A 14,232-nucleotide genomic window follows, 5' to 3' on the forward strand; every position below is an offset into this window, starting at 1 on the left:
TTGCCCCAAATCTGATATAGTTAAAAAAGGTTCACAAGAAAGGGGCCATAGGGCATGCTGCAGCAAAGTTTTTCCGAAGTGTATACCAAATTCAAGCTTCATTTTTATCAGAAGGTCTTCAGCAAATTCGGCAGCCGGGAAGCCACCCTCACCACGGTGGAGACCTTCTGCATGGAGATCATCCAGGCCATGGGGTCTCCCACCGTCAACGAATTTGCCAGTTTTGTGCACATTTCTCCTCCCAATGCCGCCTATAAGGTGAACAGCCTGATCCAAAAAGGCTATCTGAAAAAAGTCCAGTCCCAGAGCGACCGGCGGGAATATCACATCGTTCCCACCCAGAAATACATGGACTATTACAATGTGAGCTACACCTATCTGTCCACCGTTCTCCAGCGGGTGGAAAAACGCTTTCCTCCGGAAGATGTGAAAAAGCTGGAGGAAATGCTCCAGGTGATCTCCCGGGAGCTGATGCCGGAGATCCCCATCCAGGTGCAAAACTCCGTACCGGAATAAAACAAAAACCCTCCCCGAAACCCAAGGTTTCGGGGAGGGTTTTTGTCATTGTGGTGTTTGGAATCAGGCCTTCCAGCTGATATCCTCAAACCGGATATGACCGCCGGCATTGATGGCCACGCCCTGCAGGTCGCTGTCATAGGCCCGCAGCAGCACGCTCTGGTACAAAGTGGCCTGGGAGCACAGCTCATTGAGCCGCACAGTGGCCTGCTTCAGAACCACTTCTCTGGCCTCAGGGTCCACAGCGGCCGCCGCCTGATCGATGAGGGCATCCACCTCGGGATCGTTCAGCCGGGTGGTATTGGCCCCACCGATGGACTTGCTGTGGTACACACCCACCAGGTAGGAGACCATGTCGCTGGGAGAATAACCGCCGATGGAAGCGGTGTAGTTGCCGTCCGCTGTGGCGGAAAGATAGGTGGCCAGGTCCATGCTTTCGATCTCGCAGTTGATGCCGATCTCGCTCAGGTTGGCCTGGATCACTTCGGCGGCCCGCTTTTTGGTGTCATTGGAGCAGATGATGCTCATTTCCACCGAAGCCGGGTCCACACCGGAAGCGTCCATATACTCCTTGGCCTTCTTCACATCAAAGGTATCGGCGCCTTCGTCAGTGGAGCCCAGCATTCCCATGGGGCTGGCCGAATATACCGGGGTGGCAATGCCGTTGAGAGCCGCAGCGATGATGTCGTCACGGTTGATGGCCGAGTTGATGGCATGACGCACATTCTGATTATCCAGGCCGGGCTTCTCGTTGTTGAGCATCAGCCAGTTGATGTTGGTGGAATCGTGCTTCAGCAGAGTGAACTCATCGCTGCTTTCGATACGCTCCACATCCATGGCTTCCACTTCGATGATCATATCCACTTCTCCGGCCTCCAGGGCAATGGTGCGGGAGGAGCCTTCGGGGATGATCTTCCAGGTCATGCTCTTGATGGCCGGAGCACCGCCGAAGTAGTCCTCAAAAGCCTTGAACTCCACGCTGTCGCCCCGCTTCCACTCTACAAACTGGAAGGGGCCGGAGCCGATGGGATTTTCGTTGAAGTCGTTGCCATTGTCCAGCAGCTTCTTGGGCAGGATGGCATTGGCATGGTGGCACAGATCGTACAACAGGGTTGCAGATGGGCCGTCGGTGACGATCTTGACGGTGTAATTGTCCACAGCCTCCACAGTGAGGATGCACCGGTTATACAGATTGACTTCCGGGCAAGTCTTGGAATAGGTGATGGAAGCCGCTACATCCTGAGCGGTCAGTTCGCTGCCGTCGTGGAACTTGACGCCCTGCTTCAGGTGGAAGAGCCACTCGGTATCGCTGGCATTCTCATAAGTATCCACCAAGCTGGGTTCCGGGTTCAGATCGGCATCGGTGCGGAAGAGTGTGCTGTAAGTCAGCTTATTCATATAATCTCCAGCCACCGAGTTGTGGTCATAGGCTCCCAAGGTGGGGGTCTCGCTCATGGTGGCCACCACCAGGCTATCCTTACCGGTGTCGGCCGATCCTCCCTTGTCTGTGCCTCCATCCTGCTGGCTGCATCCGGCCAACAAAGACAGACTCATGGAAAGCACCGTCACAAGGCTGATCAGATGTTTCTTTCCTTTGTTCATTGTTTACACCTCTTACTCTCTCTTTTCTTCTCCTGCAAATTTTGCAGAATTGTGCACATTTTGCATTTTGCTTTCTCATTATATTTCTCATTATATTTTCCATTTTCTCATTTTGCAATAGTTTTTTCATTTTTTAGTAATATTATTCAATAAATCCCGAAATTGACCGGCTATTATGGTCTATTTACTTATATTTATTCATCCCCCTTTGCTGTTCCCCCCTCTTGACAGGTCCACTGTTATTTGTTCATGATGTGAAAAATATAACGATTATTTATGTACAAAATAGATAAGATTCTCCCCCACTTTTCTACAAAGCTCCATGGTTCTTACGAAATATTACGATTTGATAAAATAAATATTGCAAAAATATTTCTTTCAAAATATAATTTAATCTGCAAAAGGTATTTCCCCACGGGGAAACCAAATCAACAAATGAGGTGAAACCATGACAAACCGCAAGACTCGTTTGCTCAGCCTGCTGCTGGCCTCGGTGATGACCCTGGCTCTGCTGTCCGGCTGCAGCAAAGATACAGGCAGTTCCTCTGGTAACAGCGGCAAGGGAAAGGACAGCTTGGTGGTAGCCACCATGAGCGAAACTCCTTCCATGGGGCCCTATGACCACAACGCCGTGGCCGGAGACTATATGAACCAGCTGGTTTACAGCAGCCTGTTCGAAACAGATGCCGACCTGAATCCGGTTCCTGAACTGGTGGACACTTATGAAAACACCAGCGACACCGAGTGGCTCTTCCATCTGAAGCAGGGCGTCAAGTTCCATGACGGCAGCGACCTGACTTCGGAAGATGTGGTAGCCTCCATCACTTATGCCAAGACCTGCCCGGAAATCAACCTGTACAACGGCTCCATCCTCTCTGTGGAAGCAGTGGATGACTACACCGTCAAGATGACCACCGACGGCCCCTCCGCTACTCTGCTGTACGATCTGTGCCATCATGGCAACTCCATCGTGCCCAAGGAGCTGCTGGACAGCGGCAACGACTTCAACGAGAACCCCATCGGTTCCGGCCCCTACAAGTTTGTCAGCTGGAAGCGGGGCGACAGCATCCAGTTCGAAGCTTTTGAAGACTTCTACGAGGGTGCTCCCTCCATCAAGAACATGACCTGGAAGATCATCCCCGAAGGCTCCTCCCGCACCATTGCTCTGGAAGCCGGCGAAGTGGATATGATCATCGAAGTGGAAGCCATGGATGTGGAGCGTATCGAAAGCAACAGCGACCTGACTCTGCTGAAGCACGAATCCACTGCCATCAACTGGCTGATGCTCAACAACGAGAAGCCCGGCCTGGACAACCAGAATGTGCGTCACGCCATCAACTCGGCCATCAACCGTGATGACCTAGTGACCGTTGCCATGAACGGCATGGCTGCTCCGGCCTATTCCTCCACTCCCCTTGGCATGCTGGGCTCCACTGACGAAGGTGCCGACACCTACGATGTGAAGAAGGCCCAGGAATATATGGACGCCTCCGGTGTGGACCCCAAGTCTGTGAAGATGAGCATCATCTGCTCCAACGACACCAAGAAGCGGGCTGCTGAAGTGATCCAGTCCAACCTGACCGAGATCGGTATCAACTGCGAGATCGAAAGCATGGACCTGGCCACTTACCTGTCCACCACTGCGGAAGGCAACTACACCGCTTCCATCGGCGGCTATTCTTCCAGCGACATGGTCTCCTACCTGGTGGGCGTGTACCACAGTAAGTCCATTGGCGCTTCCAACAAGACCCGTCTGAACAACCCGGAAATCGACGCCCTCATCGATGAGGCCGCCGCTACCGTGGACCCCGAAGCCAGAGAGGTTATTCTGAAGGAAGTCACCGTTCAGCTGAACGAGCTGTGCCCCCAGGTCTCCCTGTATCAGGATATGTATCTGCGGGCTTATAACGCAAACCTGGAAGGCGTAGACATCAACGCCGGCGGCAGCATCCGCTTCCAGGATATCAGCTGGAAGGCCTAAACCGCCCATCACCCTATACAAACAAAAGAGTGGGATTTCATCATGGAAATCCCACTCTTTTTCTATTCTGAATCTCATTTTATCCAATGCACAGGCTGCGGCAGACCCTTCTCCGGGTGAAACGGTATACACCATAGAGCGCCGCCGACAGCACAACCACCACGCCAGCGCAGGTGCCCATGCCGGCCACTTCCCCCGGCGTGAAGCGATTGTCATTGAAATACATAATCATCAGATAAAAAGCAGAAATGACCGCTGTCCCCACGATGGCAGGCACCAGAAACACTCTGGGCACCTGCCCTTTCACAGACTGGAACAAATAAGCATGGGAGGCCCCCAGATGCCGCAGGTCATCGTAAACCCTGGCATTGGTGATGGCAATGGTCATGCAGCGAGTGAATGCAATCACCACCACGGCCGCAAAGCAAATCAACGCAATGAAGATAAACAGCATCAGAAACACCGCCATGGTGGTGACAAAGTCGTTCTGATCCAGTACACGGAACTGGGGCATATAAAGCCAGTAGTTGCGGAATTCTGTGCTGTCCCGGTCCTCACGATCCATCACCGGAAAACCATAGGCCGCGATGTTTTCCCGATCAAACTCATAGGCCCCACCGGCCTCTTCCTCCAGCATCTTCACCACCGGGTCATAGGCATCCATCTGCATCACTTCATCGCCAGAGCGATCCACAATCTGGTTAAATAGCGCCTTGGCAAAAGGGTAACTATGCTCCACATCCGCCACATCCAAAAATACCCAGGTCTCCTGCCAAAGATCGGTGAGTCCCCCAGCCACTGCGGCGTAATCGGCATCGTCCAGCACATAGCATCCCAGCAGCATGGTGTATCGCAGCGGCTCCACGGGGTCCACAGACAGGCTTTTTCCGGTGACCATATTGGTGACGACGGTCACATCACCACCAGAGAGATATTCGCTGCCCCCCCTCATCGTCCAGCACATTGGCACAGGTGCCGGGGAGCAAGTCAATGTGCTGGCCTGTTAGGGCATTCCAGGCCGATTCCGAGAAAAAGGTGGCACTGGAGACAATCTCCCGATACTCCGTGGTGTAGGTGGTGCCCAAGGCTCCATTGTCCTGCTCTATGGAGGTGGTGCCGTCACAGCCCAGGATGGCGGCCCCCACTTCTCTCCAGGAGGTCAGTTCCACATCGTACTCCGCCGCCAGGGATTGCACCCCATCTTTCTGCGGAAGTTCCTGGTCATTCCGCCAGTGATACTCAAAATCCACCGGGCGACTGGAAAAGCTGTAAGCAGAGCTGGTGGAAAGCATGGGGGTATAGAACGCAGCAAAATAAGCTCCGGCGATAAGCAATGTCATCACCAGCATATTCCGTACGGTCTGCCGTCCCTGAAAACGCATCTGTGATAATGCGATGATATCCACCAACGATACCTGGTACGCGCCGGAGCTGTGGACCGCATGGAAAGCAGCGAGATCATCCTGCAAAACGGAGATCGGCTCCCTGTCAGCCGATCCTGTCAGCGATCAGCTCTGTTGGCCTTGGCCCAGACAGAACTGGAGGGATAGCCGGTGCGCACATTGCTTTGGAATCTTTGGTTTTACGGGCTCTGGTGGATAAACATCCTGTCCAATGGTTTTTTCTTATATCAGCTTTGCCAGCCTTTTGTTGCACTTCGAAAGGGCCGGCTCTGGCAAATTTTATTTCTGCTGACGCTTGCCGGAAGCAGCGGCATGGTCATTTGGGTGGGAGACCCCAACCTGCTCTATACCCTGCCGGTGTATTTACTGCTCTTTCTTCTTTGCACAAAAGGAGATCTCACCGGCCGTCTGGCAATCTGTATCATCTTTTTCTGTCTGGAGATGTCCGTGTGTGCCCTGCTGGACACTTATGTGATGGTATTGGACAAAAACCACATCTATGCTGTGCTGGTGCGATTGCTGCGGACGGTGATTTTCGGTGTTTTGTGGCTTTTGCTCCGTAGGAGGTTTGCAGCAGAGCAGGTACGACTTTCCCGTCGGCTATGGCAACTGGTGCTGGGCCTGGCGGCCATACCACTCTGTGCTCTAGTGGCCGTGGTACTGCTGACCTTTCAAAAGTATCACTCTGATGCTGTCAACACGCTGGCCATGAATCAAGGGCTTGTGGTGCTGCCCTTTGTATTGCTGACATCCATCGTGCTGTTGTTCGCCGTTCTGATTCTGGCCGATCACCAGCGTTTGGAGCGGGCCAATCAGCTATCCGGATCGCGGGAAGTCTATTACCAGGGACTGCGTCAGCAGGAAAGCCAGGTGCGCCAGCTTCGCCATGACCTGCGCAATCATCTCACCGTCATCCAGGGCCTGTTGGGAAAAAGCGCTCCCCAAGGCGCCATTGACTACCTGGAGCAAATGGCTGGCTCTCCGGCCCTGCAGGGCCAGAGGCGATTTTGCGACAACGAGACCGCCAATGTGGTTCTTTCCTCCAAAGCGGAAACCATGGAGCGGATGGGAATTGAGATGGATTTTGCCGTATCTCTCCCCTGAGATCTTTCAGTGGCCGACAACTTCCGAAACAGAGAATATTATCCGCTGTTGAAAAAACTCAAAATCAAAAAAAGTCCCCTCATTCCACCCGGCACACCTATGCCACCCGGGCTATCAAAGAGGGCTTATCTCCCGAAATGATTCAAGCAATCCTGGGCCATTCCGACTACTCCACAACGGTTAATTTTTACAACCATTTTGACCCAGAATCCCTCGTTCATGCGGTGGATTCTTTTGCGGTTACTAACAAGTTACTATCAAATTCAAAAGATTAAAACAACAAAAAACCCTGCAACCATTGAGGTTGCAGGGTTTTTGCTGGTGACCCATCGGCGGCTCGAACGCCGGACACCCTCCTTAAAAGGGAGGTGCTCTGCCTACTGAGCTAATGGGTCATATTGGCTGGGATGGCAGGATTTGAACCTACGAATGCGGGAGTCAAAGTCCCGTGCCTTACCCCTTGGCGACATCCCAGTATAAACCTTTGCGATGTGCCTTTCGGGATGGTACAGAAAAGAAAAAAGATATGGGGTGGATGACCGGATTCGAACCGGCGACCCCCAGAGCCACAATCTGGTGCTCTAACCAACTGAGCCACACCCACCATATATCCTGGCGTGCCCGGAGGGACTCGAACCCCCAACCTACTGCTTAGAAGGCAGTTGCTCTATCCTGCTGAGCTACGGGCACATACGATAGCGGCCATAGCCACCCGAATGGAGCGGGTGATGGGAATCGAACCCACGTAACCAGCTTGGAAGGCTGGAATTCTACCATTGAACTACACCCGCAAAGTAATCAGCTTAACGAGTATATCATGTTCTCCGAGATTTGTCAAGGTCTTTTTTCATGCCCCGGCCCGGCTTTTTACCGGACCGGGGACTTTTGTGGCTTAATGACACTCCATGAGGATCTGCTCCCCATCGGAGGAAAGGGAGATACTGGTGATAGGGTTCTGGTAAGCGCTGATAATCGCGCTGGCCGCCCGATCTTCGATCTCCTTTTGAATGAACCGACGGAGATTTCTCGCTCCGTATTTTATAGAATACGACTTTTTCACTAAAAAGTCAACCAGTAAATCATCAAATTTCAAATCGATGCCGTTGCCCTGCAAAGTCTCCTGCAGGTCTCCCAGCATAATCCGGGCAATGGCGGCAAAATCCCGCTCATTCAGCTGGTTAAAGGCCACCACCTGATCGATCCGATTGATGAATTCCGGCCGCATGATCTCCTGCAGGGCCTTCATGGCCTTTTCCTGGCTCTGCTGGGTCACCGTGCCTCCAAAGCCCATGGCCCCCTGGTTCCGGTCGGAACCGGCATTGGAGGTCATGATGATGACGGTGTTTTCAAAGGACACCTTTCGTCCCTGGGCATCGGTGGCCACCCCATCGTCCAGAATCTGCAACAGCACATTGAGTACATCGGGATGGGCCTTTTCGATCTCGTCGAAGAGCACCACCGAATAAGGACGGCGGCGGATCTTCTCGGTGAGCTGTCCGGCCTCGTCATAGCCCACATATCCCGGAGGGGCGCCAATCAGTTTGGACACACTGTGCTTTTCCATGTATTCGCTCATATCCAGACGAATGAGGGCGTCCGGGGTATCAAACAAATCGGCGGCCAGGCATTTGACCAGCTCGGTTTTACCCACGCCAGTAGGGCCTACAAAGATGAAAGACACCGGTTTCCGTTTGGGCGAAACACCCGCCCGGCTGCGGCGGATGGCAGCGGCCACCGCCTGGATAGCCTCATCCTGGCCGATGACCCTTTTGCCCAGCCGCTCTTCCAGGGAGATCAGTTTTTCGAATTCCTGGCGCTTCACCTTGCTGGCGGGGATCTTGGTCCAAAGCTCAATGACCTGGGCCAGGTCGTCCACCGTCAGTTGAGGGGTGGGATTGTCCCGCAGCTCCGTCAGGCGCTGGTCGATCTGAAGCAGCCGGCTGCGCAGATAGGCCAGACGCTGATAAGCCCCGGTCTCCTCCGGGTCCTGCATCAGCTCTTCCTGCTCTTTCTGGAGAGTGCTTCTCTCTTCTTCCAGCTGGGCTTTTTCGTTGATGTCCTTATTTTTCAGGTTGATCTCCGAGCAGGCCTCGTCGATCAAATCGATGGCCTTATCGGGCAAAAACCGGTCGTTGATATACCGCTCCGACAGATAGACCGCCTGCCGGGCCGCTTCATCGCCGATCTTCACTCCGTGGAATTCTTCATAATAAGGCCGGATGCCCTTGATGATCTCCACTGTCTGCTCCAGGGAAGGCTCGGTGATGGTCACCGGCTGGAACCGGCGCTCCAGGGCCGAATCCTTTTCGATGTGCTGCCGGTATTCCTTGAAGGTTGTGGCCCCGATGACCTGCACCTCTCCCCGGGACAAAGCAGGCTTGAGAATGTTGGCGGCGTTCATGGAGCCTTCGGCGTCCCCCGCTCCCACCAGATTGTGCACCTCGTCGATGACCAGAATGATATTGCCCAGGCGCTTGACCTCATCGATCAGCCCCTTCATTCGGCTTTCAAACTGGCCCCGGAATTGGGTGCCTGCCACCATGGCGGTCATATCCAGCAGCCAGACTTCCTTGTCCTGAAGTTTGTAGGGCACTTCGCCCTGGGCGATCTTCTGGGCCAGCCCCTCGGCCACGGCGGTTTTTCCCACACCCGGCTCACCGATGAGACAGGGATTGTTCTTCTGCCGCCGATTGAGGATCTGAATGACCCGTTCGATTTCGCTCTCTCTTCCGATCACCCGGTCCAGCCCTCCGTCCCGGGCCTTCTGGGTGAGATCGGTGGCATAGTTGCTGAGGAATTTTTTCTTTTTCTCCCGCTTCTTGCCCCGGGGCTTTTCCGGCTTATCCGGCTCTTCTTCCTGCTTGGCGCTGCTCTCCTGGGAGCGCATGGAAAAGAAAGGAATCACCGGCACCTGAGAGGGATTTTCCTCGTCCGGCTCTTCCTCTCCTTCCCCTTCCTCCTCCGCCCCGGTGGGCATCTGGAAGGAGCTGAACAGCCCCTGCATCAGCTCTTCCGGGTTGGTATTCTCCAGTTCTTTGGATACATTTTCAATGTCGCTGTCGGTGATACCGAACCGCTCGATCATGTCGGTCACCGGTTTGATATTCAGCTCCTTGGCGCATTTGAGGCAAAGGCCCTCGTTGTGGGCCTTGCCGTCCTCCAGCCGGGTGATATAGATAACGGCCACATTCTTTTTGCACCTGGAGCAAAGAGGCATATTCATGGCGTTTTCATTCCATCCATTTCTCCGCCCAGTCTAGGTTTGCTCCTTCCCGCCGCCGGGCGGACCGGCCTGGAAGGGGAATCAATCCCAAAAGACCTACCCTTGCGGGAAGATCTGATAGACAAAAGAAGCTACTTTGCTTTCTGCCAGGGCCTCCTGGGCAAAAAAGCCGCCCACTCCCTCCGGAGCAAAGGAGCGCAGCCCCAGACACAATAGGGCGATCATCACAACGCCTCCCAAAGCGCCCAGGCACAGCCCGGCCCCATGGTTCACGGTGCGGAAAAGGGGGAGTGTGCCTCCCACTACCCGCACCAGCAGCCACAGCACCAGCTTACACAGTGCAAAGCCCACCAAGAAGGCGATCACAGGGGCCAGGCTCTGGCTCACCGTCTGTATGGCGGCCTCCAGCACTTCCCCGCCGCCGTTTTCCACCTGACTGTGCACCGCTTCCATCAGGCTTTCCGGAGCGTGCACAGCGCTGAGAAGGTTGTGGATGCTTTCCTCTACCGTGGTTCCGGCCGCTTCCAGCTGCCCTTCTGCCGCCTTCTCCAGGACTTTCCCCACCAAAGGCTGCAAAAGTTCCGCAATGGGGGAGGTGAGCACCGGCACCAGCATCCGCGCGCCCACATAGGACAAAAGGCTGCCCACAAGCCCCATCAGCGCTCCCAGGATGCCCTTGCGGGCGCCCCAGAAACACATAAGCAAAAAGAGCACCAAAAAAATCAAATCGATCATGGACTGTCCTTTCGCCGGGTCACTCCCGGTCTATCTGTTCTCCGGCGTCCTTATCCAAAAGCTCCGCCCGGTCGGCATAGATGAGCATCACATCCCCATCCCTGCGCTGGATCACATCCCGGGCGGTGATCTCCTGCACCTGGCGGGCCGATGCGCCGGGAATGATGGATGTGCACACCAGGGAATCCCGCAGCAAAATGGCGATGTGATCCCCGGCGGCGGAAAGGGAGCGCACAGCCGAAGAATACCGGGCTTCAAATACCGTCTGGCCGTTCTCCCCCGCCATCACCACCCGGGTGCGTTCCTGCTGGTCGCCGGTCTCCAGCGCCACCACAGGCCGCTGGCCCATCTTGTGGCTGAAGGTGACCAAAGACCCTTCCGGATAGGAAAAGACGCCTCGCTCCTGTCCCTGGTCGTCGTAGGAATACACTCCCTGGTCGGTGACGATCATCAAAGAGTCATCTTCATAATATTCCATGGAATAGACCGTCATGCTTCCCAAAGGCAGATCGAACAGCGGCTGCTCCTGATGAATGGAAAAGACACGGATCATGGATACCCGTTTGCCGTTTTCCTCACTCATGCACAGGGCGGCCAGATGCTGGGAATCCGGCGAGACACAGGACAGCAGGATATAATATTCCGAAGTATTCCAGCGGAAACGCTCCTTCTGCTGATTGTCATAAAGAGTCACCGCGGCCCGATAGCCCTGCTCGTCGGTGACCACGCTGAAGGCGCCGTTCTGGTTCACCGAAGCCGAAATGATCTCCGACTCCAGGTCCTTCTGCCACAGAGCGGTATAGCGGTTTGTGAGGCACAAACCATGGCCGCCCCGGTCATAGGCCAGCATATTGTCCTCGGCCACGCTGAGGGCCGGGGAGGAATATTGCAAAGGAATGCTCAATTCTTCTTTGCCCTGGGTGCTGACAAAACTAAGGGTATCGCCCCCCAGCACCACAAGGCCGTTGCCAAACTCGTCATACACACTGTCGATGCCGTCTTCAAAGGTATAACCGGCAAAATCCGCATCCCCCGAAGCCCACACAGCGGAAAAATAGGACGCCATCCGCCGCAGGCTGCTGAGGGTGAGCTGTTCATGGTAATTCCAGACGCAATAGACCATGGAGCACAAAAGCCCCAAAAGCGCCAGACTTTTGAACAGGCCGCAGATCTGTCCCCGCCGGTCCTGACGAAATTTGGTGATGTTATTTTTCTGAGGCGGCATTTTTTCACGCTCTGCCATCCAGTTCCTCCATCCCATAGGTCAGCGCCGTCATATAAAGGCCGCAGGCCGGGGCCGTGGGGCCTGCCCGCTCCCTGTCCCGGGAAGCCAGGATCTCCGGGATCTGCCGGGGCTCAATTTTGTGCAGTCCGCAGTAGAGCAGCGTTCCCGAAATAGCCCGGGCCATGTTGTAGAGGAATCCGTCGGCGCACACCCGGATCGAGATCAGATCCCCCTCTTTCTCCGTGCGGCAATAGTACATGGTCCGCACGGTGCTGCGCACCGGGGTGCCCTCGCTGCGCACGGCGGCAAAATCCTGTTTTCCCTCAAAATAGGGCGCCGCTTCCGCCATGGCGTCATAATCCAGACGGGAGGGACAGAAATAGGCCCGGTTGTGATAAAAGGGGTCCCGCACCCGACTGTTGTGAATCAGATAGGTATATTCTTTTTTCTGGCATTGAAAGCGGGCGTCAAAATCCCAGGGCACTTCCACCGCCCGGCTCACCGAAATATCCGGCGGCAGATAGGCGCTGATGGCCAAAGGCAGCTTGTCCAGCGGGATACTGGTGGCCATGCGAGCATTGGCCACATAGATTCTGGCGTGGACACCGGCGTCGGTGCGCCCCACGCCGGACAGACTGACCTGGCAGCCCGTGGCCTTGCCAATGGCCTGCTGGAGCACCTGCTGTACGGTGATGGCGTTGTTCTGGTATTGCCAGCCGTGATAGGCGGTGCCAAGATAGGCCAGGCGGAAGGCGATATTTCGTTCTTTGATCTCTTTCATGGCAGCATCCTTGTCAAAACAAATACGCAAACAAAAAACACACAGGTCACGGCATAGGCCGCTCCATCATTTTTCCCCATTTTCAGCTCTTTCAGCCGGGTACGGCCGCTGCCGCCCCGGTAAAGACGGCACTCCATGGCCACCGAAAGTTCATCGGCCCGGCGGAACGCCGACACAAACAAAGGCACCAGCACCGGCACCAACGCCTTGGCCCGTTTCAGCAGGTTGCCGCTTTCAAAATCGGCGCCCCGGGCCTTCTGGGCGTTCATGATCTTCTCGGTCTCCTCGATAAGGGTGGGGATAAAGCGCAGGGCGATAGTCATCATCATGGCAAACTCATGCACCGGCAGATGGATACGGCTGAGAGGCCGGAACAGATTCTCAATAGCATCGGTCAGGGCCACCGGCGAAGTGGTATAGGTCAGAAGAGAGGTGGAAGCCACCAGCAGCATGATGCGCACCACCATGTAAACGGCGGTTACAAGTCCTTCCTTGGTGATGTGAAAAATCCAGAACTCCCACAAAATCTGTCCCGGAGTGTAGAGCATATTCAAAAGAGCGGTAAACACCGCCAGAAAGGCAATGGGTTTCAGGCTCTTGAGCAGCATCCGAAAACGGATCCGGCTGAGAAGAGTGACTCCGATGACCCCTGCGGCGCAGAGCACATAGGCCCAGAAGCCGTGGGCCAGAAAAAGCACGATGATAAAGGCAAAGCTGAGGATCAGCTTTGTGCGGGCATCTAGGTGATGCACCGGGCTTTCCACCGGGAAATACTGGCCCAGGGTGATGTCTTTCAGCATGATACACCCTCCTTTTTGCACCGGAGGATCTCCCGGGCGGCCTGCTCCACGGTGTAGACCCCTTCCCGCACCGGCGCGCCCATCTCCCGCAGTTTCAAAAAGACCCGGGTGATCTGGGGCACATCCAGCCCGGCCTCCAGCAGTTCTCCCGCCCGGGAGAAAATCTCCGGCGGCGTGCCGTCCATGAACACATGGCTGTCCCGCATGACCACAATGCGGCTGGCCAGACGGGCAGCATCCTCCATGCTGTGGGTGACGAAAATCACCGTGGTGCCGTGTTTTTCATGGTATTCCGTAATAAAACGGAAAATATCATCCCGGCCCCGAGGGTCCAGTCCAGCTGCCGGCTCGTCCAGCACCAGCACTTCCGGCTCCATGGCCAGCACACCGGCCAGCGCCACCCGGCGCTTTTGTCCACCGGACAGGTCAAAGGGGGATTTGGGCAGCATATCCTCTCCCATGCCGCAGGCGGCCAGGGCCCCCACCACCCGCCGATGCACTTCTTCCGGCTCCAGGCCCATATTCCGGGGACCAAAGGACACATCGGCCTCGATGGTCTCCTCAAAAAGCTGGTGCTCCGGATACTGGAACACCAGCCCTACCTGAAATCGGGCTTTGCGGGTCACTTCCTTGCTCTCCCAGATGTCCCGGCCATGGAGAAACACCTGGCCCCGGGTGGGTTTCAAGAGAGCGTTGAAGTGCTGGATCAAAGTGGATTTCCCCGAACCGGTATGGCCGATGAGGGCCAGAAACTCCCCTTTGTTCACCGACAAGTTCACATTGTCCACCGCCGTTTTTTCAAAGGGGGTGCCGGGGCTATATACATAAGTGAGCCCTTGGGCTCGCAAAATTTCTTCCACAG

The 14,232-nt window shown here is 55.2% G+C and carries 13 protein-coding genes and 5 tRNA genes; 4 read left to right on the forward strand and 14 right to left on the reverse strand.

The genetic code is table 11. The features are described 5' to 3' along the window. The first annotated feature begins 54 nt into the window (after window positions 1-54). Entirely contained in the window at window positions 55-516 is a 462-nt protein-coding gene (locus KQI26_RS09715; RefSeq protein ID WP_204750781.1) for a MarR family winged helix-turn-helix transcriptional regulator, read from the forward strand. Window positions 517-579: 63 nt separating this feature from the next. Here KQI26_RS09715 and KQI26_RS09720 read toward each other — a convergent pair whose 3' ends face one another. Further along, on the reverse strand, window positions 580-2,118 hold the full coding sequence (locus tag KQI26_RS09720; RefSeq protein ID WP_216504266.1) for an ABC transporter substrate-binding protein: 1,539 nt from the start codon (window positions 2,116-2,118) through the stop codon (window positions 580-582). A 448-nt stretch (window positions 2,119-2,566) separates the two neighbouring features. Here KQI26_RS09720 and KQI26_RS09725 point away from each other — a divergent pair, with 448 nt between their 5' ends. Beyond that, window positions 2,567-4,099 (forward strand): ABC transporter substrate-binding protein, encoded by a 1,533-nt coding sequence (locus KQI26_RS09725; RefSeq protein WP_216504267.1) that lies wholly within the window; start codon window positions 2,567-2,569, stop codon window positions 4,097-4,099. A 79-nt stretch (window positions 4,100-4,178) separates the two neighbouring features. Here the strand turns inward: KQI26_RS09725 and KQI26_RS09730 are convergent, their stop codons facing one another. Next, window positions 4,179-5,051: a hypothetical protein gene (locus KQI26_RS09730; RefSeq protein ID WP_216504268.1), complete on the reverse strand. Its 873-nt coding sequence runs from the start codon at window positions 5,049-5,051 to the stop codon at window positions 4,179-4,181. Further along, window positions 5,017-5,568 carry a hypothetical protein gene (locus tag KQI26_RS09735; RefSeq protein WP_216504303.1) on the reverse strand — a complete coding sequence of 184 codons (552 nt, stop codon included), beginning with the start codon at window positions 5,566-5,568 and terminating at the stop codon, window positions 5,017-5,019. The genes KQI26_RS09730 and KQI26_RS09735 overlap by 35 nt, the downstream gene beginning before the upstream one ends. A 246-nt stretch (window positions 5,569-5,814) precedes the next feature. Between KQI26_RS09735 and KQI26_RS09745 the strand changes: the two genes are divergently transcribed. Together KQI26_RS09745 and KQI26_RS15765 are read left to right on the forward strand one after the other, a co-directional pair. After that, window positions 5,815-6,606, forward strand: a complete 792-nt coding sequence (locus KQI26_RS09745) for a hypothetical protein (protein WP_216504270.1) — start codon at window positions 5,815-5,817, stop codon at window positions 6,604-6,606. Then, entirely contained in the window at window positions 6,603-6,881 is a 279-nt protein-coding gene (locus tag KQI26_RS15765; RefSeq protein WP_371744123.1) for a tyrosine-type recombinase/integrase, read from the forward strand. Before KQI26_RS09745 ends, KQI26_RS15765 begins: the two co-directional genes overlap by 4 nt. Before the next feature lie 44 nt (window positions 6,882-6,925). On the opposite strand, the gene KQI26_RS09755 is transcribed toward KQI26_RS15765, so the two are convergent. The 11 genes from KQI26_RS09755 to KQI26_RS09805 form a co-directional block, all read right to left on the reverse strand. After that, window positions 6,926-7,001, reverse strand: a tRNA-Lys gene (locus tag KQI26_RS09755). Window positions 7,002-7,005: 4 nt separating this feature from the next. Beyond that, window positions 7,006-7,080, reverse strand: a tRNA-Gln gene (locus KQI26_RS09760). 53 nt (window positions 7,081-7,133) lie between these two features. Continuing rightward, window positions 7,134-7,210: transfer RNA gene (locus tag KQI26_RS09765), tRNA-His, on the reverse strand. 9 nt (window positions 7,211-7,219) lie between these two features. Next, window positions 7,220-7,296, reverse strand: a tRNA-Arg gene (locus tag KQI26_RS09770). Window positions 7,297-7,323: 27 nt separating this feature from the next. Further along, window positions 7,324-7,397, reverse strand: a tRNA-Gly gene (locus tag KQI26_RS09775). Window positions 7,398-7,498: 101 nt separating this feature from the next. Then, window positions 7,499-9,829, reverse strand: a complete 2,331-nt coding sequence (locus tag KQI26_RS09780; protein WP_216504271.1) for an ATP-dependent Clp protease ATP-binding subunit — start codon at window positions 9,827-9,829, stop codon at window positions 7,499-7,501. 96 nt (window positions 9,830-9,925) lie between these two features. Further along, entirely contained in the window at window positions 9,926-10,564 is a 639-nt protein-coding gene (locus KQI26_RS09785) for a CvpA family protein (protein ID WP_118747313.1), read from the reverse strand. A 19-nt stretch (window positions 10,565-10,583) separates the two neighbouring features. Further along, window positions 10,584-11,807 carry a DUF5711 family protein gene (locus KQI26_RS09790; RefSeq protein WP_216504272.1) on the reverse strand — a complete coding sequence of 408 codons (1,224 nt, stop codon included), beginning with the start codon at window positions 11,805-11,807 and terminating at the stop codon, window positions 10,584-10,586. After that, complete coding sequence (gene truA / locus KQI26_RS09795) at window positions 11,794-12,570, reverse strand: tRNA pseudouridine(38-40) synthase TruA (RefSeq protein ID WP_118747315.1); 777 nt, start codon at window positions 12,568-12,570, stop codon at window positions 11,794-11,796. Before truA ends, KQI26_RS09790 begins: the two co-directional genes overlap by 14 nt. Continuing rightward, window positions 12,567-13,370, reverse strand: coding sequence for an energy-coupling factor transporter transmembrane protein EcfT (locus KQI26_RS09800; RefSeq protein WP_118747316.1), 804 nt, complete (start codon window positions 13,368-13,370; stop codon window positions 12,567-12,569). The genes truA and KQI26_RS09800 overlap by 4 nt, the downstream gene beginning before the upstream one ends. Further along, window positions 13,364-14,230 (reverse strand): energy-coupling factor transporter ATPase, encoded by an 867-nt coding sequence (locus KQI26_RS09805; RefSeq protein WP_216504273.1) that lies wholly within the window; start codon window positions 14,228-14,230, stop codon window positions 13,364-13,366. Before KQI26_RS09805 ends, KQI26_RS09800 begins: the two co-directional genes overlap by 7 nt. Between the last annotated feature and the right edge of the window lie 2 nt (window positions 14,231-14,232).

The sequence above is a fragment of the Intestinimonas sp. MSJ-38 genome (assembly GCF_018917925.1).
Taxonomy (GTDB): domain Bacteria; phylum Bacillota; class Clostridia; order Oscillospirales; family Butyricicoccaceae; genus Pseudobutyricicoccus.

Coding starts and splice junctions, on each gene's coding strand:
- KQI26_RS09715 (WP_204750781.1), top strand. CDS start 55: ATGCTGCAGCAAAGTTTTTCCGAAGTGTATACCAAATTCAAGCTTCAT.
- KQI26_RS09720 (WP_216504266.1), bottom strand. CDS start 2,118: ATGAACAAAGGAAAGAAACATCTGATCAGCCTTGTGACGGTGCTTTCC.
- KQI26_RS09725 (WP_216504267.1), top strand. CDS start 2,567: ATGACAAACCGCAAGACTCGTTTGCTCAGCCTGCTGCTGGCCTCGGTG.
- KQI26_RS09730 (WP_216504268.1), bottom strand. CDS start 5,051: ATGAGGGGGGGCAGCGAATATCTCTCTGGTGGTGATGTGACCGTCGTC.
- KQI26_RS09745 (WP_216504270.1), top strand. CDS start 5,815: ATGGTCATTTGGGTGGGAGACCCCAACCTGCTCTATACCCTGCCGGTG.
- KQI26_RS09780 (WP_216504271.1), bottom strand. CDS start 9,829: ATGAATATGCCTCTTTGCTCCAGGTGCAAAAAGAATGTGGCCGTTATC.
- KQI26_RS09785 (WP_118747313.1), bottom strand. CDS start 10,564: ATGATCGATTTGATTTTTTTGGTGCTCTTTTTGCTTATGTGTTTCTGG.
- KQI26_RS09790 (WP_216504272.1), bottom strand. CDS start 11,807: ATGGCAGAGCGTGAAAAAATGCCGCCTCAGAAAAATAACATCACCAAA.
- truA (WP_118747315.1), bottom strand. CDS start 12,570: ATGAAAGAGATCAAAGAACGAAATATCGCCTTCCGCCTGGCCTATCTT.
- KQI26_RS09800 (WP_118747316.1), bottom strand. CDS start 13,370: ATGCTGAAAGACATCACCCTGGGCCAGTATTTCCCGGTGGAAAGCCCG.